This window comes from Mycolicibacterium novocastrense (assembly GCF_001570485.1).
GTDB lineage: Bacteria > Actinomycetota > Actinomycetes > Mycobacteriales > Mycobacteriaceae > Mycobacterium > Mycobacterium novocastrense.
In genome coordinates, this window is the sequence record NZ_BCTA01000051.1 from 46,625 (window position 1) to 67,964 (window position 21,340).

The window sequence follows — 21,340 nt, forward strand, 5'->3', positions numbered from 1 at the left end:
CGGAGTCTACGGATCAGTGGCAGCAGTCCGGGGGAACGTCCAGCCGGCAGGCACAGGAGGCGCGGACCGGGACGTCGGCGCGCGCCACAGCCAGGGCGAGCTGTTGACCGATGATCGACGCCTCGGCGTCGCGACCCAGGCGCTGCAGGCATTCGTGATAGCCGTGCAGGCTCCACACGTTGTTGGGATGCTGGCACGGCCGGGGCAGCGTCGGATCGAGTCCGAGGTCGGCGGCATAGACCGCCGCGGCCTCCTCGACGCGACCCTGTTCGAGCAGCAGGGCACCGTAGGCGTGGCGGGTCGGCTGCATCCAGCCCCAGGGTTCGTCGTAGGGCAGCGCGTCGTCGAGCTCGATCGCTCGGCGCAGATGCACAAAAGCGGTGTCGTAATCTTCTGCTCGGTAAGCGATCTCACCGTCGAGCATCTCGCGGGCGATCGCCAGGATGTCGATCACGGTGTTGTTGAACAGGTATCGGCTCTCGGGTATGCGGCCGTAGGCTTCGGTGAACGCCTCGCGCTCGGCGCGGGCTTGTTCGAGGTTGCCCATGGCGGCGTGCGCGACGCCGCGCCCGTAATGGATCGTGGCCACAGTGCTGCAGTACAACTGCCGATCATCGGGCAGGGGTTGGGCTATCAGGTCGTCCCAGCGACCGAACCTCACCATCACATGGGTGCGCAGCGGCACGAACGCCTCCAGCCAGTCGGCCATCGGTGGGGACTCGATGGCCAGCAGTTCGGGGCTCAGCTGGGCGGCCAGCTCATCGGCGGCGGCGAACGCGGCGCGTGAATTGCCTTCGAACATCGCTGAATACACCACGAAGTGCAGGTTGTGAGCGCGGTACAAGGAGTAGAAGTTCAGCGGCCCCTGCTGTTCGACGAACCGGCGATCCACCTGTATGGCCGCCTGATTGGCCACGACCGAGTCGCGGTAGTTGCCGCAGAGCACGTCGATGTGGCTCGGCATGTGCTGCAGATGGCCGGCGTCGGGCACCAGATCGCGCAGCAGATCTGCGGCGGGCAGCGCATCCTGCGGGGCCGCCGACATCTCCATGGTGTGCACGTAGAGGTGCAGGATGCCGGGATGGGTGCGGCCCGCCGCGGTGGCCAGCGCGTCGTCGAGGATCCGTTTGGCCGCCACCACACGCGAGCCCGGTGCGGGTTCACCGGTTCTGGTGTCCCACAACGCCCATGCCGTCACGTTCACCAGCGCATCGGCGGCAAGGGCCTGCACATCGACGTCGTCGGGATGGGCCTGCGCCAGCGCCGTCATCGTGTCGGCATAGTGGGCGCCCCCGGCTTCGAGCGCCTCGGTGTCGTCCGGGTCATCAGTGGGAAAGCGGGTCTGCAGCGCTGCGATCAGGCCACGCTCGACCGGTGAGGCGCGATGGTCGGCCGCCAGATGCAACTCCATCCTGGCGCGTGCCAGCGATGCGGCCGCATCGACGGGATCGAAGGCGTCCCAGCCCTTGTTGTAGTTCGGCCCGATCGCGTACGCGATGCCCCAGCGCGCGATCCCCAACCCCGGATCCAGTTCCAGGGCCCGCTCGAAGCAGCGGATGGCCTCCTCGTGGTTGAACGCGTAACACCACACCATCCCGCGGTCGAACCACACCTGCGCCTGCGGCGACGGGGTGTCAATCGGCCGGTGATACGACCCGAGGTCGTAATAGGTCTCGTCGCCGAGCGAGATGCTCATGAACGGGACCATAATTCACCCATGCTGCGGCCGCGAGGGCTGCGCAGACATCGCCGCGGCCTCGCGGGGTCTCAGCGCACACCCTGGTACGGTCTCGGGCCCGCGACCCGTACCTGATCGAGCGCCCGCGCCCAGGCGACGAGCGATTCGACAACCCGCGCTGGAACGTGTTCTAGTGCTTGCGTGGTGGAGTTCACCGATATCGGGGATATACCGGCAGCGGAGATCGACCGCATGCGCGCTGTCTACGGCCCGCTCGCCGAATCGGTCCGACAGCTGATCGACGCGACGATCCGCACCGAGGTGGACGCCGATACGGTCTCGGCGATCCGCGAGCAGATCGACAACGCGACGGCGGTTCTGCGGTCACGACAGATCGACGGGCCCTTCGGCGTGCGCTTCACCACCGGTGGCGACCGGCTGCCGTGGGGCAACCCGGTGATCGGACTCCGCAACCCGATCGCACCGCCGCTGACCATCGAGCACGGCCCCGACGGGAGGGTGTACACCGACTTCGAGCTCGGCGCCGCCTACGAGGGCCCGCCGGGACATGTGCACGGTGGAATCTCGGCGCTGATCCTGGACCACGTGCTCGGTGAGGTGGCCGCCAACTCGATCAATCCCCGCTTCACCGGAACCATCACGCTGCGGTATCTGCGCCCGACACGCCTTGGGCGGCTACACGCCGAGGCGACGACCACGAGGTCCGAAGGCATCAAGTCCTATGCGACGGGTTTTCTCGCCGACGACGAGGGTGTGACGGTGGAAGCCGAGGGCGTGTTCATCGAGCCGAAGTGGGCTCGCGGATAGCGGCGATCCCCGACAAGCTGCGGGTGATCGCCCCGATCTCGGCGACCAGTACGCGGGCGGCGCCGTCGTCACCGGAGAGCCCGTCGGCCTTCTCCCGCACCTGCTGATCGGCCGCGGCCAGGGCCGCGATGTCCACGGTCCACGGTGTTCCCGGATTCGGCGGCGCCCCGCGCAACGCATCGACGAAATCGTCGACGGCGGCGATGAATTCGGGAGTCAACGTGGGCGGCGGCCGATTGGGCAGATTGGCCTCCAGCGCGGTGCACGAGATCGTGACGGCATTGAGCGCGGTGCGGTACGACCGCAACCACCGCCGCAGCTCGCGGGATTCCATGCGGGTCGCACCCGATGCGGCTTCGAATCCGGCGCGGGCGCGGTAGGCGTGTTGCCACGCCGATGACACGGCGTCAGCCGGACGGTCGAGGGAATGGACGTAAGCCCTGACTACCGTTGCGGCGTAATCGATCTCAGTTTTGAGAAGTTCGCCGGCGCGATGATGCAGCCGGGTCAGCGCATGGTCGGGCAACGCGACGTGCACCACGACCGCGAGGCCGCCACCGACCACGATCGAGAACAACCGGTCCTCGAGTGTGGCTCCGGAGGTGGCCGCGTCGATCTCGAGAAGGAACACAACCGATGCGGCCAGGGCCGCGCTGGTGGCGATGTAACCCGTCCTGGTCGCGGCGTATGTCGCCGCCAGGCCCAGCGTCGCAAGTGCGGCGGCGATCAGACCCGTGGGATGTGCCAGCATCACGATCACCGAAGCGACGGCGACCCCGGTCCCGATGCCGGCAAGCCGGCCGACACAACGCGTGTAGGTGTGGGCGGTCTCCGGGCGCAACACCATGAGCACGGTCAGCGCGATCCAGTAGCCGTGCGCGACAGGAGCGAGTCGGTCCGCGCACGCAGCGAGCGCGACCGCCGCAGAGAGCCGGACGGCGTGCCGGAAAAGCGGCGAGGTCAAGGTCATGTGAGAACGTACGGAGTCCAGCGCCCCACGCGCGGGGCTGATCAGGTCGGGCCGGTACAGATCCGGAAAACGCAACTCCGCCGCTTCGTGCAGTTGCTGCGAAAGCCGTTTCACGTCGGGGCTTTCCGGCTCGTCCAGTGCGTCGGCCGCGGCATCCAACCGAACCAGGCCGTGCTCGGCGTTGCGCCGCGCGACATGGGTGTGGTCGGCGATCGCGTCGAGCACTTCGGCCGCGGCCGCCAGCACCCGGGCGACGTCGTCGCGGTCGCCGACCGGGGTGCCACGCAGCATCTGCAGTGTCGCCATGATCCGTTCGGGCAACCGGTGTCCACCGCGGTACGCCTCGGGTCGGCGGCCTGCCTGGGTGTCGATGAACGCATCGCGCAACGACGGTTTCAGCGTCGCGCCAGCGGGCGTCTCCGCGTCGTGGGCGAGCTCACGCGCGTCCGAGGCCAGCGCCCCGTATGCGTCGGCCAGCGCCTCGCGTTGAGTGCGCCATCGCTGCGGCGGCCAGACCGCGATCAACCCCGCCTGCAGGGCACCGGCGACGATCGTCAGGGCGGTCGGGACGAGGACCGAGGACATCGACGGAGCCAGCGGCGGCGCGATCGCGAACAGGGCTCCTCCCGCGGCGGCCACCAGCCCCGCGTTGTTCCCGACAGCCCACTGCAATCCAGCCCCGAAACACCAGAGCGCCAGCACCACGATGAACGCGGCGTCCACCGAAGACAGCAGGGATCCGAGGAAGACGGCCAGGCTCATTTGCACCGCGACGACGAGCACCCGGGCGATCCGCCCGCCCGGGCTGTCCTGCAGGGCGACTGCGCCGGCGACCGCCCCCGCGCCTGCTACCCACACAGCGGTCGCGCCGGAGTCCCACAGCAGCGTGATCGAGGCGACCGCCAAAACCCCGAGCAGGCTCCTGACCACCGCCCACGGTTCGGGCATGGTGGGCCGGAGGGCGTCGATGACCCTGCTGCGGGTGCTCACGTACTCATTCTGACGGTTGGGCACGGCATCGCCGGCCCATCACACGCGTCAATTTTCCGATGTTGCGGGGATGTGACCGGCCACCGCCGGACTGCCGCGCACCGCGATCTCAAAGCTCATGTGCCACAGCACAAGCCCGCCACCCGTGTGAGCCGGTCGGGACCCTCGCTCGATTCGCCTGCACCGACTCGGGTCCGGCGTTAGAGTCAGCCGACGGGGTCGGCGGGTGACAGCATCGGAGGTGCCGGTGGCGGATATCGCTGTCGCGTGTGCATCGACAGCCGATGACAGTCCGCCGTTACGTATCACGAGCACCCCGTCCCATGGGAACCACCGAGTTGACCCGTGCACATCGACGGTGGCTCGGCCAGGGCAACGAAGGGAATCGTCATGAGCACGGCGGCCGAGCGAGCAGCGCAACTCGACCTGGTGGCCCGGTTGAAATCGGCTTATCCCGAACTGCCGGATGCGCCGACACCGGATCTACTCGATCACAACCGGATCACCGCATATCTCAAACCCGTCCACGACGTCGGCGGGGAACCGGATGCGCCGATCAAGTACGAGAACAAGCAGTACGAGCTCTGGGAGCACATGACGTATGTCATCTGCGAAGTGCTGGCCTGGCGCGGGATCTGGCTCTCCGAGGAACGCCGCCGCATCGGCAACGTCGATGTGGGCAGAGCCGAGTATCTGGGGCTGCCGTACTACGGCCGCTGGCTGTTGGCCGTCGCCCGCGTGCTGGTCGAAAAGCACCACATCGGCCTGACCGAGTTGAGTGAGCGAATGGCAGAGGTCAAGGCGCGCTACGAGGGTGGGCTGGCCGGTAAGAAGCTGGAAGCCAAGCCGAAGTGCGAAGGCGACGGGGCGGACGTCAAGCGCAACGCCCACCACAAGCACGCGGTGGGCAAAGGCGACCCGCAGGTTTATGCCGGGCAGGCCGGTGAACCCAAGTTCAAAGCCGGCGATGCGGTGCTGGTGCGCGAGCTCCCGGTGATCTTCTACACCCGCACACCCGAATACGTGCGCGGGGCACGCGGCGAGATCGCGACCGTCGCCTATGAAAGCCCGGCGGCCGAAGACGAGACCTGGGACCGCCCGGCCAAACCGGAATGGTTCTACGTCGTGCGGTTCAACATGTCGGAGTTGTGGCACGGCTACACCGGCACCGGCAACGACGTCATACAGACCGAGATCCCCGAGCACTGGCTGGAGGCCGCCTCATGACAGACCACGACCACGATCACGATCACGATCGGACGGTGGCACCGATGGTCGACGAGATCACCGACTTCGAGGTCCTCGAGATCGCGTTGCGCGAACTGTGCATCGAGAAGGGCATCTTCACCGCCGAGGAGCATCGCCGCTTCACCGAGTTCGCCGAACAGATCGGGCCGACACCCGCGGCCACACTGGTCGCCAGGGCATGGCTGGATCCCGAGTTCAAGAAGCTCGCGCTGGCCGAACCAATGACCGCAAGCAAGGAGGTCGGCGTCGACTGGATGGAGCCGACCGGGTTCGGAACCCCCAGTGATTTCACGGCTTTCGAGATCCTCGCCGACACACCCGACGTGCACAACGTGATCGTGTGCGCGCTGTGCTCCTGCTATCCGCGGCCGATCCTGGGCAACTCACCGGAGTGGTACCGCACACCCAACTACCGCCGACGGATGGTGCGGTGGCCGCGTCAGGTGCTGGCGGAGTTCGGCCTGTACCTGCCCGACGAGGTCACGGTTCGCGTGCAGGATTCCAACCAGAAGCACCGCTTCATGGTGATGCCCATGCGCCCCGAGGGCACCGAGGACTGGACCGAGGAGCAACTCGCCGAAATCGTGACGCGTGACTGTCTCATCGGCGTCGCCCTGCCCAAGCCGGGCGTCACCACCAACGTCATCACCGACACCCGTCCGGCCGTCCACCCCGCCTCGGAAGCATGAGCGGCACACCGGATCCCGGTATCGAACAGACCACGGTCGCCCCGCTCGAGGAGATCGTCGAGCGCAATCAGGTCTGGTCGCGCATGGCGGCGAAATACGGGGTGCAAAACCCTGTGCCGCCGTGGAAGACGAGCCTGGACGGACTGTGCGACGCCCTCGACCGGGCGACCTGCGAGGCCGGCGTCCCGGACTTCAAGGCGCGCCGCGACGAGGAGGACGTGTTGACGGCGACGCGCTACGCCCAGTTGCCCTACCCCGAGAGCCAACTGGTGGCGCTGGCGCATTCGCTGGTGGCCCGGGGCGTCATCGACGAGATCGAGCTGAGGCAGCGGCTGGCGCGCATCCGCGAGCGGTTGGAAGCCTGACCGCCGCGACGCGTTAGGTTCGCTTCGTGGAGAAAGTCGTCATCACGCTGCGGGGCGCCGACACCGACGACGCCTGGTGTGCGCGTCTGCACCAGCAGGTCGTCCCCGATCTGCTGAGCCTGGGCACTCCTGGTGTGACGGTCAACGTGCGCGACGGCGTGGTCCGCGACTCGCTGATGACGCTGACCACCCTGGACCCGCCTGTGGTCGGCTTCGTCAGCCTGTGGACCCAGCAGTCCTACGGCGTTCAGGTCACCGACGCCGTGGCACGGCTCCGGCAGGAGGCCGACGAGGTGGCCGCTTACCTGGTCACCGAATCGGTGCCGCTGGACCCACCGGATACCGCGCCGGGGGAGCGGACCGAGGGCTTCGCCAACGTCGCACTGCTGCGCAGGCCGGCCGACCTGGACGAGGCGACCTGGTTGACCCGCTGGCACATCGACCACACTCCCGTGGCCATCGAGACCCAGTCGACGTTCGGCTACACCCAGAACGCCGTCGTGCGTGCTCTCACGCCGGGCGCACCGCCGGTCGCGGCGATTGTCGAGGAACTCTTTCCCTCCACTGCGCTGTCCGATCTGCACGCGTTCTTCGCCGCGGCCGACGACGACGAGTTACGCAGGCGCATGGAGCGCATGGTGGCCAGCACGTCGGCATTCGGCGCGAATCGGGACGTCGACACGGTCCCGACCAGTCGCTACGTGTACCGGACTCCGTTCACCAATAGCGCAGTGACACAGGGCGAGTCATGACATCACTCGACGATGCCGTCGCGCTGGCCGTCCCCACGGTGACAGGGCGGAATACGACCGCGACATGGCCGAGGAGCGCCGCACCGTGGTGCTCGTCGCACCCACCCGGGTCTACAACAACGGGTAGCGCTTAATCTGCTTCGGTGGCTGAAACGACCCTGCGGATCGCCGACGACAACCGGATTCGCACGCTGACCCTGAACCGGCCCGAGGTGCTCAACGCGTTCAACGAGGAGATGTACCTCGCGACCGCGACCGCGCTGAAGGATGCGGCCGCCGACGACGAGGTCGCGGTCGTCCTGCTGACCGGACAGGGGCGCGCGTTCAGCGCCGGCAACGACCTCAACGAGATGCACAGGCGCATCACCGATCCCGCGTTCAACGAACAGGGCAGCCACTTCACCGCGATGATCGACGCGCTCGCTGATTTCCCCAAACCGTTGATCTGTGCCGTCAACGGTGTCGGCGTCGGCATCGGAGCAACGATCCTCGGCTACGCCGATCTGGTCTTCATGTCGACCGACGCGCGGCTCAAGACCCCGTTTACCAGCCTCGGTGTGGCACCCGAGGCGGCATCGTCGTATCTGTTGCCGCGGCTGATCGGTCGGCAGAACGCCGCATGGCTGCTGATGTCGTCGGAGTGGGTGGACGCGGCCGAGGCGCAGCGGATGGGCCTGGCTTGGAAGGTGTGCCCACCCGAGGAGTTGTTGGCGGAGGCCCGGCGGCACGCCGAAGTTCTCGCGTCGCGGCCCATCGCGAGCCTCATGGCCGTCAAGCAGACGATGACGGCACCCACCCGCGAAGGGATCAACGCCGCCACGGCAAGGGAGAACGAACATTTCGCGGTGTTGATGGGCGCAGCGGCGAACGCGAATGCGCTTGCCGACTTCACCGGCAAGCGCGACCAGTGACGCGACTCGAGTGGCTCACCGCTTTGGGCGCTGCGTCGCCGGCCTCGCAGTGCGCCGCGATGATCGCTCGCAGGGTGCGCCGGCACCGCCCGCAGTCGCCGCCGGCGCCGCACGCCTCGGCGATCTGCTTGGAGGTGCGCGCCCCATTGGCAACGCATTCGCTCACATCGTGGCTGGTGATCCCCATACACAGACAGACGAACATGGCGCCCCGTCACCCCTGCCCGTCGATGCTCATCAAGTGGGCGAACCGACCGATGAAGTGGCTCGGATATGGACCCAGTCCCACATTGGACATCCACTCCGCGGCCGCGTCCGGGTGATCGATCCACTGCCGGGCGGCGGCTTCGTCCTCGATCTCCTGCAGGATCATGACTTCCTGCCCGTCGTCGAGCGCACGGTAGACCCAGATCTTGCGCACTCCGCCGCGCTTGAAGCGTTCGACACCGTCGTGGATCTTCACCATCAGGGCCGACACGTCCTCCACCGACGACATGACGCCCACGACCACCCGGCCGACGTGGTCGGCGGGCGAAGGCGGGTAGAGGTCGATCTTCTCGACGACTTCGCCACCGAAGATCGGCGGGATGTCATCGACCCCAGCGGTGTCGAACCACTCGAAAACCGCCGATGACCGAAGAACGTCACGAATTGACCGCGCGTTGCGAATTCCAATTGTCACCAGGACGCGATTCGGCTCCCAGATCGACTCATACACGACGACATGATGGGCGCCAATCGACTGCAAATTATCGCGCCGCTTTTTAAGCCATTTCCACATTCGTTCGACGTCGGCGACGCGAAAGTCGCACGCCAAAATCAATGAGTGCAGATCGTACTGACCCATCGATTCTTCCCGTCTCGCTCATGCCCTCGCCAATGGTTAGCGCAGTCTAACCTTACTTAGCCTAGGCAGTCCAGAGTAGGTCTCGGATCTGCGCCTGGAGTTGCCGGAGCGGTTGAGAATCCACGGGAAAACACGCCTCGCGCAGCTTTTAAAGCGCGCTTACGCGCCGTAACTGCACTAGCGTGGAAGATGCACGAGCGACAGCGATTCTTGACCAGCCCTCAAGTGCCTAGGAGCGATCATGCAAGGCGATCCGGACGTCCTCAAACTGCTCAATGAGCAATTGACGAGCGAACTGACGGCCATTAACCAGTATTTCCTGCATTCGAAGATGCAGGCGAATTGGGGCTTCACCGAACTCGCCGAATACACGCGCAAAGAGTCGTTCGAAGAAATGAATCACGCGGAGGACATAACCAACAGAATTCTCCTCCTCGACGGGCTGCCCAACTATCAGCGGCTCTTCTCGCTGCGCATCGGCCAGACCCTGCGTGAGCAGTTCGAGGCCGACCTCGCGATCGAGTACGAGGTCCTCGAGCGTCTGCGCCCGGGCATCATCATGTGCCGCGAGAAGGGCGACGCGACCTCGGCCACACTGCTCGAGAAGATCCTCTATAACGAGGAGGAGCACATCGATTACCTCGAGACGCAGCTACAACTGATGGACAAGCTGGGCGACGAGCTCTACTCGGCCCAGTGCGTGTCGCGCCCGCCAACCTCGCTGTAGCGCTGTAGCGCTCGCCCATAGCCCCGCGAGCGCGCGTGTTTGCCCATCAAACGCCGCACTTTTGCGGCGTTTCGCGGACGCTCGTACGGCGTTTTGTGCACGCTCGCGAGGGCAACCCTCTCCCGGTGCGTAACTTTCATAGCCTTACTAACGATATGGCTGAAGGGTTCGCATCGGAAGGGAAGCAGTGACGAGTCAGGCCACGACAGCGGCCGCCGATCCCGACGGCGGCGGCGTGGATATCGGCCCGAGGCGCCGCAACGCCATCTTCGTCGCGGTGCTGCTCGGGATGCTGCTGGCCGCGCTGGATCAGACGATCGTGGCGACCGCGCTGCCGACAATGGTCGCCGACCTCGGCGGCGCGGGCCACCAGTCGTGGGTGGTGACGAGTTACCTGCTGGCGTCCACCATCGTCACGGCCATCGTCGGCAAGCTGGGTGACCTGTTCGGCCGCAAGACGGTGTTCGGCGCCGCGGTGCTGTTCTTCTTGGCCGGTTCCGTGCTGTGCGGTATGGCCGGCTCGATGACCATGCTCGTCGCCTCCCGGGCTCTGCAGGGCGTCGGCGGTGGCGCCATCATGGTCACCGCGATGGCGTTGATCGGCGAGGTCATCCCCCTGCGCGACCGCGGTCGCTATCAGGGAGCGCTCGGCGCGGTGTTCGGTGTCACGACCGTGATCGGGCCGCTGCTCGGCGGCTTCTTCACCGACCACCTCAGCTGGCGCTGGGCATTCTGGATAAACGTGCCGATCGCGCTGGTGGTGCTCGCCGTTGCGGCGGTGGCGATCCCGCCGCTGGCCAGATCCGGAAAGGCCGTCATCGACTACGCGGGCATCGTGTTCGTCGGACTGGGCGCCTCCGGGCTGACATTGGCCACGAGTTGGGGCGGCAGCACGTACGCGTGGTCGTCGGCCCCCATCATCGCGTTGTTCGTGGGCTCGGTCGCGGCCCTGGCCGTGTTCGTGTGGGTGGAACTCCATACCGCCGAACCGATCCTGCCGATCCGGTTGTTCGCCAGCCCGGTTTTTACGGTGTGCTGCATCCTCGGGTTCATCGTGGGCTTTGCGATGCTGGGCGCGCTGACGTTCCTGCCGACCTTCATGCAGTTCGTCAACGGCGTCTCGGCGACCACGTCGGGTCTGCGCACGCTGCCGATGGTCGCGGGCATGCTGATCACCTCCATCGGCAGCGGCCAGTTCGTCGGCCGCACCGGCAGATACCGGGTCTTCCCGATCGCGGGCACCGCGACCATGGCGGTCGCGTTCCTGTTGTTGTCCGGTATGGACGCCGCGACGCCGACCTGGCAACAATCGCTGTATCTGTTCATCCTCGGCACGGGGATCGGACTGTGCATGCAGGTGCTGGTGCTGGTCGTGCAGAACACCTCCAGCTTCAGCGACCTCGGCGTGGCCACGTCGGGAGTCACCTTCTTCCGAACCATCGGAAGCTCGTTCGGCGCAGCGATTTTCGGCAGCCTGTTCGCCAACTTCCTCGCGAGCCGGATCGGACCCGCGCTGGCCGCCAGCGGTGCGCCGCCGCGAGCAGCGGAGTCACCGCAGGCGCTTCACATGCTCAGTCCGCAGATGGCCGCACCGATCGTCGACGCCTACGCCGACTCGCTGGGTCTCGTCTTCCTATACGCGGTGCCCGTGGCGGTGGTCGGCTTCGTCGTCTCGCTGTTCCTCAAGGAGGTGCTGCTGCGGGAGGTGGAGACGGTGTCCGCCTCGGACCTGGGTGAGGGCTTCGGCATGCCGAGCACCGAATCGCCCGAGAAGATCCTCGAAGTGGCCGTCGGCCGGCTGTTCCGCGACTCACCGGAGATCCGACTGCGCAGCCTGGCCCGCGAACCCGGGTGCGACCTCGACGTCAGTCAGATGTGGGCGCTGCTTCAGATCTACCGGCAGAACCAGGTATTCGGCTCTGCGACACTGACCGACATCGCCGAACGACTCCGCGTGCCCTACGAGATCATCGAGCCGCCCTTCGATGATCTGGTGCGACGCGGCCTGGCGCTTCGCACCGGCGAACGGCTCTGGCTGACCCAGAACGGGATCCGGCAGGTCGACGCGATCTCGGCGGCGATCGTGGGCCGCATCGTCGAGAAGTTGGCCACCTCGCCGTCCTTCCAAGGTCGCCCGGACCGGTTCCAGGTCGAGGTCGCACTGGAGCGCATCGCGCACCGAATGCTCCTGCAGCGCGACTGGACCGACGACCGCGCCCAGCTGATCGCCACCAGCTGACTGGGCCGGTCCGAGAACTAGAACGCGTTCCACTTCGCCGACCGCGGGCGTACGATGCGGCCATGAGTCGAATCGGAGATTTCGCCGACGATGACGCGGCCGCCTGGGTGACGAAGTCGCCGGATATCGGCATCGCGATGGCCGGCTTCACCAATGCGGTTTACACGAAGAACCGGCTGCCGATGCGGGTTCGCGAACTGGCGCGGATGGTCATCGCTCTGGACAACGAATGCGTGGTGTGCCAGAACACCCGCGACTCCGAAGGTCTGGCGGCCGGCGTCGACGAGGATCTCTACGATCACGCCGCCGAATGGCGGACGTGGCCCGGGTACAGCGCGCAGGAGCGCATCGCCGCCGAGTTCGCCGAACGCTTCGCCGGCGACCACACGGGGCTGCGCGACGACGAGGACTTCTGGCAGCGTTGCCGCGAGCACTTCTCCGAAGAGTTGCTCACCGATCTCGCGCTGTCGTGCGCGATGTGGCTCGGCATGGGGCGCATGTTGCGCACGCTCGACATCGGCCAAAGCTGCAAGATCACGCTGTAGCCCACAGCGGAAGCGCGCACAATGGCTGTCGTGAACGCAGGGGCAGCCAAACCGCTCGCGGCGGCGGCCATCGCCCAGCTCGAATCCGACGGGGTCGCCACCCTCATCGGCACGGTCGTCAACGGCGCCGGGCTCACGCTCGCCAAGACCGTGCCGCTGCGCCGAATGGGCACGTTCGCCGACCCCGGTCTCGGCGCCAGCCCGGTGTGGCACGTGTTCGCGATCGACCAGAGCGGAATCGTCTTCGGCGACGACATCGGCGTGGTGGGGGATCAGCGGATCCGCATCGACCTCGGCGCACTACGTATCCTCGGTGACGGATTGGCCTGGGCGCCAGGCAATTTCTTCAACCAGGACGGAACCCCGGACGCCTACTGCACGCGCGGCGCGCTCGGACGAGTCGCGGACCGGCTGTCCGATGCGCGAATCAGCACGGTCGTGGGCCATGAGATGGAGTTCGTGCTCGTCGGGCCCGACGGCAGCCGGTTGCCGTCACACCTGTGGGCCCAATACGGCCTGGCTGGGCTCTTGGAGTTCGAGGGGTTCGTCCGCGACGTCACCAACGCGGCAACCGCATCGGGGGTTGCGATCGAGCAGTTCCATCCCGAGTACGGCGTCAACCAGTTCGAGATCTCGCTGGCGCCACTGCCGCCGGTTGCGGCCGCCGATGCACTGGTGCTGATGCGGATCATCATCGGGCGGGTCGCGCGGCGGTACGGAATGCGGGTGAGCCTGTCGCCGGTACCGTTCGCGGGAGAGGTCGGATCGGGGGCGCACCAACACTTCTCGATGCGGCGCGACGATGTCCCGCTGTTCTCTGACGGTGACGGTGTCAACGGCCTGACGCCGGAGGGGGAATCGGCGCTGGCCGGCTTGCTCGCCGGCCTGCCCGAGGCTCAGGGCGTACTCGCCGGTTCCGTGTTGTCCGGCCAACGCATGCAACCCGGTCACTGGTCGGGGGCATCGGTCTGCTGGGGCACCGAGAACCGCGAGGCCGCAGTGCGTTTCCTGATCGGCGGCGTCAGCAATCCGCTGGGGGCCAACGTCGAAGTCAAGGTCGTCGATCCGTCGGCCAACCCGTACCTGGCGACGGCGGCGATCCTCGGGCTGGCCCTCGACGGGATCGAACGCGAGCTGACACCGCCGCCGGAGACGACGGTCGATCCCTCGACTCTGACCGATGAGCAACGGCAGCGGGCCGGGATCGTGACGATGACCCAGAACCAGGCCGAGGCGGTCGACGCGCTCGAGCGGTCCTCGCTGATGCGGAGCATCCTCGGCGATGCGGTCGTCGACGCCGTGGTGGCGGTACGTCGCTACGAGCACAAGAACTTCGGCGACCTCAGCGCGCAGGATGCTGCCGACAAGTTCCGGTTGGCCTGGAGCGTCTAGGTTCCCGCACGCCCCGCGCGCCCGCAGTCTGAGTCAGACCAGACCGGTCGCGTCGAACACCCAGCTCATATCGGCGTTGGCGAAGTCCTCCATCCACGTGGGCGGGGCGTTGTTGGCCAGTGCCCCCATGTCCCAGTAGTCCTTCCACAACGTGATCTTGCCGTCCTCGACGCGATGCACGCTGACGAACTGCAGCACCGCCGATTCACCGGTGGCCCAATGCCATTCCTCGGAGTGTTCGTACATCACGTCGGTACCGTTGTCGACCAGCAACCCGGTGAAGTTCTCGTAGGAGGCCAGCGGCTCCAAGCCGATTTTGAGCCGCTTGACGATGTCCTCCGGCCCGCGCGCAGCGGCCGTCGGACCTACCGGCATGTCGAGGTAGATGCAGTCGTCGGACAGAAAGGTCTTGACCGCCTCCCAGTCACGCGCCGACAGCGCCTTCCACATGCCCAGAACCGTATCCTCAACCGACACTGGCCAATTCACCTTCCTGCTCGACAAGCGCGGGCGCCTTGTGCGCCGCGCGCAGGAACCGTCCGGTCCGCCGTTTACCGACCAGATCGGTCGGTTTGCCGTCGAGGAAGACCGCACGGCCGCCGACAAGCACAGCCGAGACCGTGTCATCGTTGCGGTTGACCATTCGCGACAGCCCGCCGTAATGGTCGACAGGCTCTTCTGCGTACGCGTCCAGCGAGTCGTCGAGGTGGGCGGGGTCGACGATCACCACGTCGGCCCGGTCGCCGATACGCAGGTGCCCGGCATCCAGGCGGTACCAGTCGGCCAGCTCACCGGTGAGCCGGTGAACCGCGTGTTCGACCGTCATGAACGGCTTTCCGGCTCGTTCGGCGCTGTACACGTGGCGCAGCAACCGCAGACCCATGTTGTAGAACGACATGTTGCGCAGGTGCGCACCGGCGTCGGAGAAACCCATCTGGATGCCGGAATCCGCTGCGAGCTTCTTGAGCACCTCGGGTCGATGGTTGGAGATCGTGGTGCGCCAGCGCAGCGCCGTGCCATGTTCGAGCACCAGGTCCAGGAAGGCGTCGACGGGATGCACGCCGCCGCGGTCCTGACCGACCTGGCCGAACGACTTGCCGACGATCGACGCGTCCGGGCAGGCGACGATTTCGGCGTCGAAGAAATCGCGCTGCCACACCCGGATTCCGAGCTTGCTCTCGTACTCCTTGCGGAACCGGCGCCGGTAGGCCGCGTCACGCATGAGCTCGTTGCGCTCGACCTCGTCGCGCAGATGCAGCGCCGCCGCGCCCGCGCCGAACTCCTCGAAGACCACCAGGTCGATGCCGTCGGCATAGACCTCGAACGGGACCGGCAGATGCTGCCAACGGAAGTTCCCGCCGAGCCTGTTGACCAGCCGGGCGGCCGGGCCCAGCGCGTGGATGCTGTACGGGTTCGATTTCACGTCCGCGGCCGACAACAAGCTGGTCTTGAGCGGGTTGCGGATGATGCCCAGCGACTGCGCCAGCTGCGAGCCGAGATTGAGCGGGTTCTGAATGTCCGGGCCCGACTGCAGGATTCGGCCGGCGCGTCGCAGCAGCGCCTTGAGCCGACGCAGTTCGCGCGGTCTGGCATAGGTCGACGGAAGAGTCCTCGACCGGCACACGTCACCGTCGAGCTTGTCGAAGAGCAGCTGCTGCGACGACATCCCGACGAAGCCGGCCTCCAGCGCCTCCGACAGCCAGCGCTCCATCTGAGCTTGCTCGGGCTTGGTCGGGCGCTGATCTTTACGCGTGGCGCGGTCGAGTCCCATGGTCGCGGCGCGCATGTCGGAGTGTCCGATGAAGGCCGCGATGTTGGGGCCGAGCGGCCGCGACTCCAGCGCCTGGATGTATTCCTCGCAGTTCGACCAGGTCTTGTGCTGCTCGACCGCGGCGATCACGTGGTCGCGGGGGATCGCCTCCACCCGGCCGAAGATGTCACCGGCGTCGCCGGCGTCGACGTGCACCGTCGACAGCGAGCAGGACCCGAGCATCACCGTGGTCACACCGTGGCGCAGCGACTCAGCGAGGGCGGGACCGTTGAGCACCTCAACGTCGTAGTGGGTGTGGATGTCGAGCATGCCGGGCAGGACCCATTTGCCGGTGGCGTCGATGATCTGCGGGCAACCGGTCGCGTCCAGATCGTTGGGGCTGACCACCACCACACGACCCCCACGGATACCGAGGTTGCGGATCGCCGACGGAGCGCCGGTGCCATCGAACCAGCGGCCGTTGCGGATGATCGTGTCGTAGGTCACCCCGCCATAGAACAGCCCCGGCAATTAGCCTGTCAATCGAATCCGTGAACAGATTCGTAAATTTGTCTACTCACTCCGCTGACATGCACTTATCCGAGCGGCCACCTGTCCGCGCAGTGGGTTCCGGCGGCGTCCGCATCGGGGCATACTCGCTGGGATGACCCCCATCCAGCGGTACATCGCCGAAGAGATCGCCACCGACCACGTCGACGGCCTGCTGTCTCGGCGCGAGGCGCTGCGCCGGCTGGCGCTGCTCGGTGTCGGCACCGCGGGCGCCACGGCGCTGTTCGCCGCGTGCGGCCAGAACCAGGAGCAGAAGTCCGACACGCCGGCCACGACCAGCGGCACCGCCACGCACAGCGCCCCGCCGCCGGGCAGCGAGACCGCGGTGCCCACCACACCGGTCACCCGGGCGGGACCTCGCGGCGAACTGCAGGCCGCCTGGGCCGACGCCCCGGACGTCCGTGGTGGCGTCCTCGTGATCCACGAGAACAAGGGGCTCAACGACTACATCCGTTCGGTGGCGGGTCGGTTCGCCGGAATCGGCTACTCGGCGTTGGCGATCGACCTGCTGTCGGCGCAGGGCGGAACATCGACGTTCGCCGACCCCGCGGAGGCGACGGCGGCGCTGGGCAAGATCCCGCCGCAAGACGCGGTCGCGGATCTGAGATCAGGCATCGACGAACTGCAGCGGCGCGTACCCGGGAAAAGGATCGCCGCCGTCGGCTTCTGCATGGGCGGCGGTTATGTGTGGCGGCTGCTGGCCGCCGGCGAACCCCGGCTGTCGGCGGCTGTCCCGTTCTACGGGCCAACACCCGACAACCCCGACTTCTCCGGCTCGAAAGACGTTGCCGTGCTCGGCATTTACGCGGCGCAGGATCAGCGGGTGAACGCCACCGAACCCGTCGCGAGGGCGGCGCTGGAAAGCGCCGGCCTGGTTTTCGAGTTGGTCACCGAACCCGACGCCAATCACGCGTTCTTCAACGACACCGGGGAGCGCTACAACGCGACCGCCGCGGCCGATGCGTGGCGTCGTGTGCAGGACTGGTTCACCCGCTACGTCGCCTGACGTTCCCCAACCTCCTCAGCGAGCGTGCATGTCTGGTCACGACGCGCCGCCCAGACAACGGCGGTTGCGCACCCTCGCCGGCTCACGGCCGTGCGCAAAGTGCGGGCACAACCGGGCAACGGTGGCCTACGATCGGGAGATGATCAGGTCGCTGATGGTCACGGTCTTCGCCGTCACCCTGAGTTTCCTGTCGGTCCCCGTGGTGGCGGGCGCCGAACCGGCCGATCCGCCGTGCACGTTCACCCTCTCCGCACCGCACGTCGTCCAGGTGTCGGGCGCGGACATGGTTGCGGTGACGATGACGCCGGCAGACTGCACCGGCGGCACGCCGTACCAGTCGATCGCCTGCGTCGAACTTCAGGGCAACACGGGACCGGAGAATTGCGTGCAGAACAACGGCTTGTTGACGGCGCGGGCGTACTACTCGCCGTATCAACCGGGTGCGACGTATGTGGCGACCGGCCGGGGCTGTTCGACGTCGGGCAATCCGCCGGAGCCGGTCTGCGAACCGTCCGGACCATTGGCCGCGACCCTCTAACAGCACGCGACAACGCCGCCGCTGCGGCCTGAATCCGGCTCCGCTGCAACGCTTTCACTCATCAAGCAGGTAGTGGCCGGGCGCCGACGGGGTCGAACTGAGCCGCTTGACGGCCGCGGACGAGGCACCGTCGAAGAACCCGAGCGCCCGCCGTGTTCCTGCCCGTCGACGACTTGTCCGACCCGCCGCCGTTTAGGTGGGCTGCCGCCCGGGCACACGCAGAATTAGCGGGTTCGTCAACGAGCCGGCTCGACAGACCAAAGGAGCCGACATGGATAACAACGCCATCGTGTGGATCATCGTCGCAATCGCTCTGATCGCCGCGATCGTGCTGGTGGCGGTCCTGGCGCGCAATGCGCGCAACAAGCGCCGCCGCATGGAGGCCGAGCGGCTCCGCACCGAGGTCGACGAGAAGTCGCATCATCTTCACAAGCGCGAGACCGTCGCGCAGGAAACCGAGGCACGCGCCCGCGCCGCCCAGGCCGAGGCGGAGGCGAAAGCCGCCGAGGCGGCCCGGCTGCAGGATGCCGCCCAGACCCACCGCAACGCGGTCAACACCAAGCGCGACGAACTCGACGAACAACGCGCTCGCGCCGACGCCCTGGACCCGAAGACCCGCGCGTCCGACTCCGCCGCCGATCCGTCGACCACCAAGACCGACGGTGTGCGAGACGACCACACCGCGCGTTCCGAGCACAACCGCGCCCCCGAGCAGCACCACCGGCCGTGACCGGCCAAGCCAAGACCATCTCGGCCGTCCTCTTCGATATCGACGGCACGCTGGTCGACTCGAACTACCTGCACGTGCATGCCTGGTATCGCGCGTTCGAAGAGGCCGGTCACCCCGTCGAGGCCTGGCGCATTCACCGCTCGATCGGGATGGACGGCACGACGCTGGTCGACACGCTGGCAGAGGACGCCGACACGGAGGCGCGCAGCCAGGCCAAAGACCTGCACTCGCGCTACTACAAAGAGTTGGCGCCGCACCTGAGGCGGCTGCCGGGTGCACGGGAGCTGCTCGAGGCGGTGCACAAACTCGACATCCGGGTCGTGTTGGCGACCTCGGCGCCCGAAGAGGAACTGTCGATGCTGCGTGAGGTGCTCGACAGCGACCACCTGGTCTACGCGGTGACCTCATCGGAGGATGTGGACACCGCCAAACCTGAGCCCGACATCGTCGAGATCGCCCTCGAGCGCGCGGGGGTGACGGCCTCGCATGCCGTCTTCGTCGGCGACACCGTTTGGGACGTGGAAGCCTGTAAACGCGCCGGCGTCGACAGCATCGGTGTGCTCAGCGGGGGAGTATCCCGCGGTGAGCTCGAAACCGCCGGAGCCCAACGGGTTTTCGAACATCCACTGAAGTTGTGCCAGCACCTCGATGACACGCCGATCGCCGCGCTGGCCAACATCGTCGGCGCCCGCTGAGCCTCGCTCGGCGTCAGCGGGGCAACGCGTACCGCAGGATCGCGGCGACGCCGTCGGCCGGGTCGATGCGCTCGTCGGTGCGGATCAGGGCGGCTCCGGTGTTGATCGCCGCCATCGGCAGCGCCTCGTCGGCCCGCAGGGTCTGGCTGGGTGCCGTACCGAGTTCGGACAGGACGTTGGGGTTCGGCGCGATCGTGGTCAGGTCATCGCCGGCGACGACGGTCGCGTCGCCGACGTCGCCGATGATCAGGGTGTCGACCGCGCCGGCCCGCAGCGCCGCCGTCACGCCGTCGAGCCCTTCGGTCGCCATGCCCTCGCCGCGCCCGAGTTCGGCGGTCAGGCGTTGCGCGGCGTCGTCGATCTCGGCCACGCGCCGCCGTTGGAACTCCTGGTCGATCGCGTGCTGCAGGTCTGCGTCGTCGAAACCGCTCTGCCGCGCCCCCACAGCCACGTCGACCACCAGCGAAGCGACCCGCTCGGGTAGTTGCGCGACGAGGTCGGTGCGCGACTGAACCTCACCGACGACGAACACGACTTCGGGTTTGGCGTCGTCGACCAGCGTGGTCAGCTGGTTGGCGACGGCCCGGATGTTCTGTTGACGCGCTTCATCGGTGGTGCGTTGCGGGTCGCCGTACCCCGGTGTGTCCGCGCCCGATGCCTTGTGCACCGGGTAGGCGTCACCGTCGACGGTGTCCGACACCACGGTGCCCTCGCGGTACAACGTGATGTCGCCGCCCGCGTGGTCGACGATCACCACGGCGTACGTCGGGCGGTCGAGGCCGTGCTCGACGACCGGGACGATGTAGGGCAGCGCCGAAACCCGGACGACAGGCTCGATGGGCCGAATGAGCTGTTCGTTGACGAGGACACCGTCGGCGCTGGCCACGACCGCGCGCCCGCTGGGCCCGACCGGAGGCGTCGCGTCGGTGATGGCCTGCTCGATGCTTTCGGTCACCGCCGGATCGGCGCCCTGCTCCTCGAGTTGCTGACGCAACGCGCGCCACTTCAGGTCCATCTGCGCCGCCGCGTCGGCGGTGTTGTGGGAGTCGTCGAAGTACACCGAGGCGTAGGGGCCGTTCGAGGTCAGCAGAGTACGAAAGTGATCGGGATGCATGGCCGTTGGTTACCCATGGAGCAGCTGACGACACAAGCTTTCGCCCAACCACGTCTCGAACCTTCGCGACGACCACCCGCGCCTGCGAACCAGCCGGTCATAGAGGACGGGATCAGTCGACAGCCACGCGACGTCCACCGCCTCGGCGCGTTTGAGTGCGCGGTTGAGCGCCTTGCGCTGCGCGAGGCGGTCGACGATTCGACGAGCACCGTCGAGTCGCTGCCGTTCGAAACGCTTCGCCAATTCGCGCGCCTCGTCGTCGGTCCCCGCCGCGACCTCCAGCGCCGTGAACAACCCGGCGGTGCGCGCGTCGATGGCGGTGATGACCGAGGCCCACTTCCGCAGCAGCGTCGCGGCGTCGGCCTCGGCCAGCAGCCCGCGCATCTCGTCGCGGTCGACCAACCGCACCGGCGCGTCATCGCCGGCGACCGCCCACTCCATCGCCACCCTGAGCAGGTCCACCTTGCCGCCGACCGACGTGAACACCGTCTTACGGCTCACTCCGGCGGCGGCGGCCACGGCGTCGATCGTCGCCGCCGCGTACCCGTGTTCGACGAACAGCCGCTCGGCGGCCGCAACGATCCTGCGTCGCGTGTCCGACGCCTGTGCGGCGCGCAACCGCGACGAATACCGCCGCTTGACGGGCTCCGACATTCGGGTAACCTCCTATATATTCATTACACCGTAGGTTACCCGAAATGAGCACTCGATGAGAACCGTCGTCGTCGGCGCCGGACCGGCGGGCCTATACAGCGC

22 protein-coding genes and 1 pseudogene are annotated in these 21,340 nt (G+C 67.1%); 15 read left to right on the plus strand and 8 right to left on the minus strand.

Annotated features, from left to right (window positions below; genetic code table 11):
- Positions 1-13: 13 nt before the first annotated feature.
- On the minus strand, positions 14-1,696 hold the full coding sequence (locus RMCN_RS18955; protein WP_067392476.1) for a tetratricopeptide repeat protein: 1,683 nt from the start codon (positions 1,694-1,696) through the stop codon (positions 14-16).
- A gap of 183 nt (positions 1,697-1,879) precedes the next feature.
- Between RMCN_RS18955 and RMCN_RS18960 the strand changes: the two genes are divergently transcribed.
- A complete protein-coding gene (locus RMCN_RS18960) occupies positions 1,880-2,506 on the plus strand; it encodes a PaaI family thioesterase (RefSeq protein WP_064413145.1) in 627 nt (208 codons plus the stop codon).
- On the opposite strand, the gene RMCN_RS18965 is transcribed toward RMCN_RS18960, so the two are convergent.
- Entirely contained in the window at positions 2,478-4,424 is a 1,947-nt protein-coding gene (locus RMCN_RS18965; protein WP_110765883.1) for an FUSC family protein, read from the minus strand. The genes RMCN_RS18960 and RMCN_RS18965 overlap by 29 nt on opposite strands.
- A gap of 432 nt (positions 4,425-4,856) precedes the next feature.
- Here RMCN_RS18965 and RMCN_RS18970 point away from each other — a divergent pair, with 432 nt between their 5' ends.
- From RMCN_RS18970 to RMCN_RS18990, 6 genes and pseudogenes are all read left to right on the plus strand, one after another.
- Entirely contained in the window at positions 4,857-5,693 is an 837-nt protein-coding gene (locus tag RMCN_RS18970; protein ID WP_067392403.1) for an SH3-like domain-containing protein, read from the plus strand.
- Positions 5,690-6,403 (plus strand): thiocyanate hydrolase subunit gamma, encoded by a 714-nt coding sequence (gene scnC / locus RMCN_RS18975; protein WP_067392405.1) that lies wholly within the window; start codon positions 5,690-5,692, stop codon positions 6,401-6,403. Before RMCN_RS18970 ends, scnC begins: the two co-directional genes overlap by 4 nt.
- Complete coding sequence (locus RMCN_RS18980; protein WP_067392408.1) at positions 6,400-6,768, plus strand: thiocyanate hydrolase; 369 nt, start codon at positions 6,400-6,402, stop codon at positions 6,766-6,768. Before scnC ends, RMCN_RS18980 begins: the two co-directional genes overlap by 4 nt.
- A 26-nt stretch (positions 6,769-6,794) precedes the next feature.
- Positions 6,795-7,520 carry an EthD domain-containing protein gene (locus tag RMCN_RS18985; protein ID WP_067392413.1) on the plus strand — a complete coding sequence of 242 codons (726 nt, stop codon included), beginning with the start codon at positions 6,795-6,797 and terminating at the stop codon, positions 7,518-7,520.
- A 22-nt stretch (positions 7,521-7,542) separates the two neighbouring features.
- A pseudogene (locus RMCN_RS31255) lies at positions 7,543-7,647 on the plus strand (pyridoxamine 5'-phosphate oxidase); the annotation flags it as partial.
- Positions 7,648-7,663: 16 nt separating this feature from the next.
- Complete coding sequence (locus RMCN_RS18990; protein WP_067392418.1) at positions 7,664-8,431, plus strand: enoyl-CoA hydratase/isomerase family protein; 768 nt, start codon at positions 7,664-7,666, stop codon at positions 8,429-8,431.
- On the opposite strand, the gene RMCN_RS18995 is transcribed toward RMCN_RS18990, so the two are convergent.
- Positions 8,409-8,636: a (2Fe-2S)-binding protein gene (locus tag RMCN_RS18995; protein WP_067392422.1), complete on the minus strand. Its 228-nt coding sequence runs from the start codon at positions 8,634-8,636 to the stop codon at positions 8,409-8,411. The two genes, RMCN_RS18990 and RMCN_RS18995, sit on opposite strands and share 23 nt — an antisense overlap.
- A gap of 9 nt (positions 8,637-8,645) precedes the next feature.
- Complete coding sequence (locus RMCN_RS19000; protein WP_067392425.1) at positions 8,646-9,278, minus strand: fatty-acid--CoA ligase; 633 nt, start codon at positions 9,276-9,278, stop codon at positions 8,646-8,648.
- 241 nt (positions 9,279-9,519) lie between these two features.
- On the opposite strand from RMCN_RS19000, the gene bfr reads away from it, so the two are divergent.
- From bfr to RMCN_RS19020, 4 genes are all read left to right on the plus strand, one after another.
- On the plus strand, positions 9,520-10,005 hold the full coding sequence (bfr, locus tag RMCN_RS19005) for a bacterioferritin (protein WP_064346351.1): 486 nt from the start codon (positions 9,520-9,522) through the stop codon (positions 10,003-10,005).
- A gap of 187 nt (positions 10,006-10,192) precedes the next feature.
- Entirely contained in the window at positions 10,193-12,244 is a 2,052-nt protein-coding gene (locus RMCN_RS19010; RefSeq protein WP_067392428.1) for an MDR family MFS transporter, read from the plus strand.
- 62 nt (positions 12,245-12,306) lie between these two features.
- A complete protein-coding gene (locus tag RMCN_RS19015; RefSeq protein WP_064346349.1) occupies positions 12,307-12,789 on the plus strand; it encodes a carboxymuconolactone decarboxylase family protein in 483 nt (160 codons plus the stop codon).
- A 21-nt stretch (positions 12,790-12,810) separates the two neighbouring features.
- Positions 12,811-14,181, plus strand: a complete 1,371-nt coding sequence (locus RMCN_RS19020) for a type I glutamate--ammonia ligase (protein WP_067392430.1) — start codon at positions 12,811-12,813, stop codon at positions 14,179-14,181.
- Positions 14,182-14,214: 33 nt separating this feature from the next.
- Here RMCN_RS19020 and RMCN_RS19025 read toward each other — a convergent pair whose 3' ends face one another.
- Both RMCN_RS19025 and RMCN_RS19030 read right to left on the minus strand, forming a co-directional pair.
- A complete protein-coding gene (locus tag RMCN_RS19025; RefSeq protein WP_064413154.1) occupies positions 14,215-14,658 on the minus strand; it encodes a nuclear transport factor 2 family protein in 444 nt (147 codons plus the stop codon).
- Positions 14,648-16,438 (minus strand): N-acyl-D-amino-acid deacylase family protein, encoded by a 1,791-nt coding sequence (locus RMCN_RS19030; protein WP_067392433.1) that lies wholly within the window; start codon positions 16,436-16,438, stop codon positions 14,648-14,650. The genes RMCN_RS19025 and RMCN_RS19030 overlap by 11 nt, the downstream gene beginning before the upstream one ends.
- A gap of 157 nt (positions 16,439-16,595) precedes the next feature.
- Here RMCN_RS19030 and RMCN_RS19035 point away from each other — a divergent pair, with 157 nt between their 5' ends.
- The 4 genes from RMCN_RS19035 (at position 16,596) to RMCN_RS19050 (ending at position 19,470) form a co-directional block, all read left to right on the plus strand.
- Complete coding sequence (locus RMCN_RS19035; RefSeq protein ID WP_067392437.1) at positions 16,596-17,507, plus strand: dienelactone hydrolase family protein; 912 nt, start codon at positions 16,596-16,598, stop codon at positions 17,505-17,507.
- 139 nt (positions 17,508-17,646) lie between these two features.
- Positions 17,647-18,045 (plus strand): hypothetical protein, encoded by a 399-nt coding sequence (locus tag RMCN_RS19040; protein WP_067392440.1) that lies wholly within the window; start codon positions 17,647-17,649, stop codon positions 18,043-18,045.
- A 271-nt stretch (positions 18,046-18,316) separates the two neighbouring features.
- The gene (locus tag RMCN_RS19045) at positions 18,317-18,775 is read left to right on the plus strand and encodes a hypothetical protein (protein WP_067392443.1); all 459 of its coding nucleotides are present in this window, start codon (positions 18,317-18,319) and stop codon (positions 18,773-18,775) included.
- Positions 18,772-19,470 carry an HAD family hydrolase gene (locus RMCN_RS19050; protein WP_067392445.1) on the plus strand — a complete coding sequence of 233 codons (699 nt, stop codon included), beginning with the start codon at positions 18,772-18,774 and terminating at the stop codon, positions 19,468-19,470. The genes RMCN_RS19045 and RMCN_RS19050 overlap by 4 nt, the downstream gene beginning before the upstream one ends.
- Positions 19,471-19,483: 13 nt before the next feature.
- Here RMCN_RS19050 and RMCN_RS19055 read toward each other — a convergent pair whose 3' ends face one another.
- Positions 19,484-20,584, minus strand: a complete 1,101-nt coding sequence (locus tag RMCN_RS19055; protein WP_067392448.1) for an Rv2629 family ribosome hibernation factor — start codon at positions 20,582-20,584, stop codon at positions 19,484-19,486.
- A gap of 9 nt (positions 20,585-20,593) precedes the next feature.
- Positions 20,594-21,238 (minus strand): TetR/AcrR family transcriptional regulator, encoded by a 645-nt coding sequence (locus RMCN_RS19060; protein ID WP_067392451.1) that lies wholly within the window; start codon positions 21,236-21,238, stop codon positions 20,594-20,596.
- Positions 21,239-21,340 lie beyond the last annotated feature (102 nt).

What these genes read in the sequence shown, in the direction of transcription:
- RMCN_RS18955 (WP_067392476.1), bottom strand. Translation starts at nt 1,696, where the DNA reads ATGAGCATCTCGCTCGGCGACGAGACCTATTACGACCTCGGGTCGTAT.
- RMCN_RS18965 (WP_110765883.1), bottom strand. Translation starts at nt 4,424, where the DNA reads ATGCCCGAACCGTGGGCGGTGGTCAGGAGCCTGCTCGGGGTTTTGGCG.
- RMCN_RS18970 (WP_067392403.1), top strand. Translation starts at nt 4,857, where the DNA reads ATGAGCACGGCGGCCGAGCGAGCAGCGCAACTCGACCTGGTGGCCCGG.
- scnC (WP_067392405.1), top strand. Translation starts at nt 5,690, where the DNA reads ATGACAGACCACGACCACGATCACGATCACGATCGGACGGTGGCACCG.
- RMCN_RS18980 (WP_067392408.1), top strand. Translation starts at nt 6,400, where the DNA reads ATGAGCGGCACACCGGATCCCGGTATCGAACAGACCACGGTCGCCCCG.
- RMCN_RS18995 (WP_067392422.1), bottom strand. Translation starts at nt 8,636, where the DNA reads ATGTTCGTCTGTCTGTGTATGGGGATCACCAGCCACGATGTGAGCGAA.
- RMCN_RS19000 (WP_067392425.1), bottom strand. Translation starts at nt 9,278, where the DNA reads ATGGGTCAGTACGATCTGCACTCATTGATTTTGGCGTGCGACTTTCGC.
- bfr (WP_064346351.1), top strand. Translation starts at nt 9,520, where the DNA reads ATGCAAGGCGATCCGGACGTCCTCAAACTGCTCAATGAGCAATTGACG.
- RMCN_RS19015 (WP_064346349.1), top strand. Translation starts at nt 12,307, where the DNA reads ATGAGTCGAATCGGAGATTTCGCCGACGATGACGCGGCCGCCTGGGTG.
- RMCN_RS19020 (WP_067392430.1), top strand. Translation starts at nt 12,811, where the DNA reads ATGGCTGTCGTGAACGCAGGGGCAGCCAAACCGCTCGCGGCGGCGGCC.
- RMCN_RS19035 (WP_067392437.1), top strand. Translation starts at nt 16,596, where the DNA reads ATGACCCCCATCCAGCGGTACATCGCCGAAGAGATCGCCACCGACCAC.
- RMCN_RS19040 (WP_067392440.1), top strand. Translation starts at nt 17,647, where the DNA reads ATGATCAGGTCGCTGATGGTCACGGTCTTCGCCGTCACCCTGAGTTTC.
- RMCN_RS19045 (WP_067392443.1), top strand. Translation starts at nt 18,317, where the DNA reads ATGGATAACAACGCCATCGTGTGGATCATCGTCGCAATCGCTCTGATC.
- RMCN_RS19055 (WP_067392448.1), bottom strand. Translation starts at nt 20,584, where the DNA reads ATGCATCCCGATCACTTTCGTACTCTGCTGACCTCGAACGGCCCCTAC.
- RMCN_RS19060 (WP_067392451.1), bottom strand. Translation starts at nt 21,238, where the DNA reads ATGTCGGAGCCCGTCAAGCGGCGGTATTCGTCGCGGTTGCGCGCCGCA.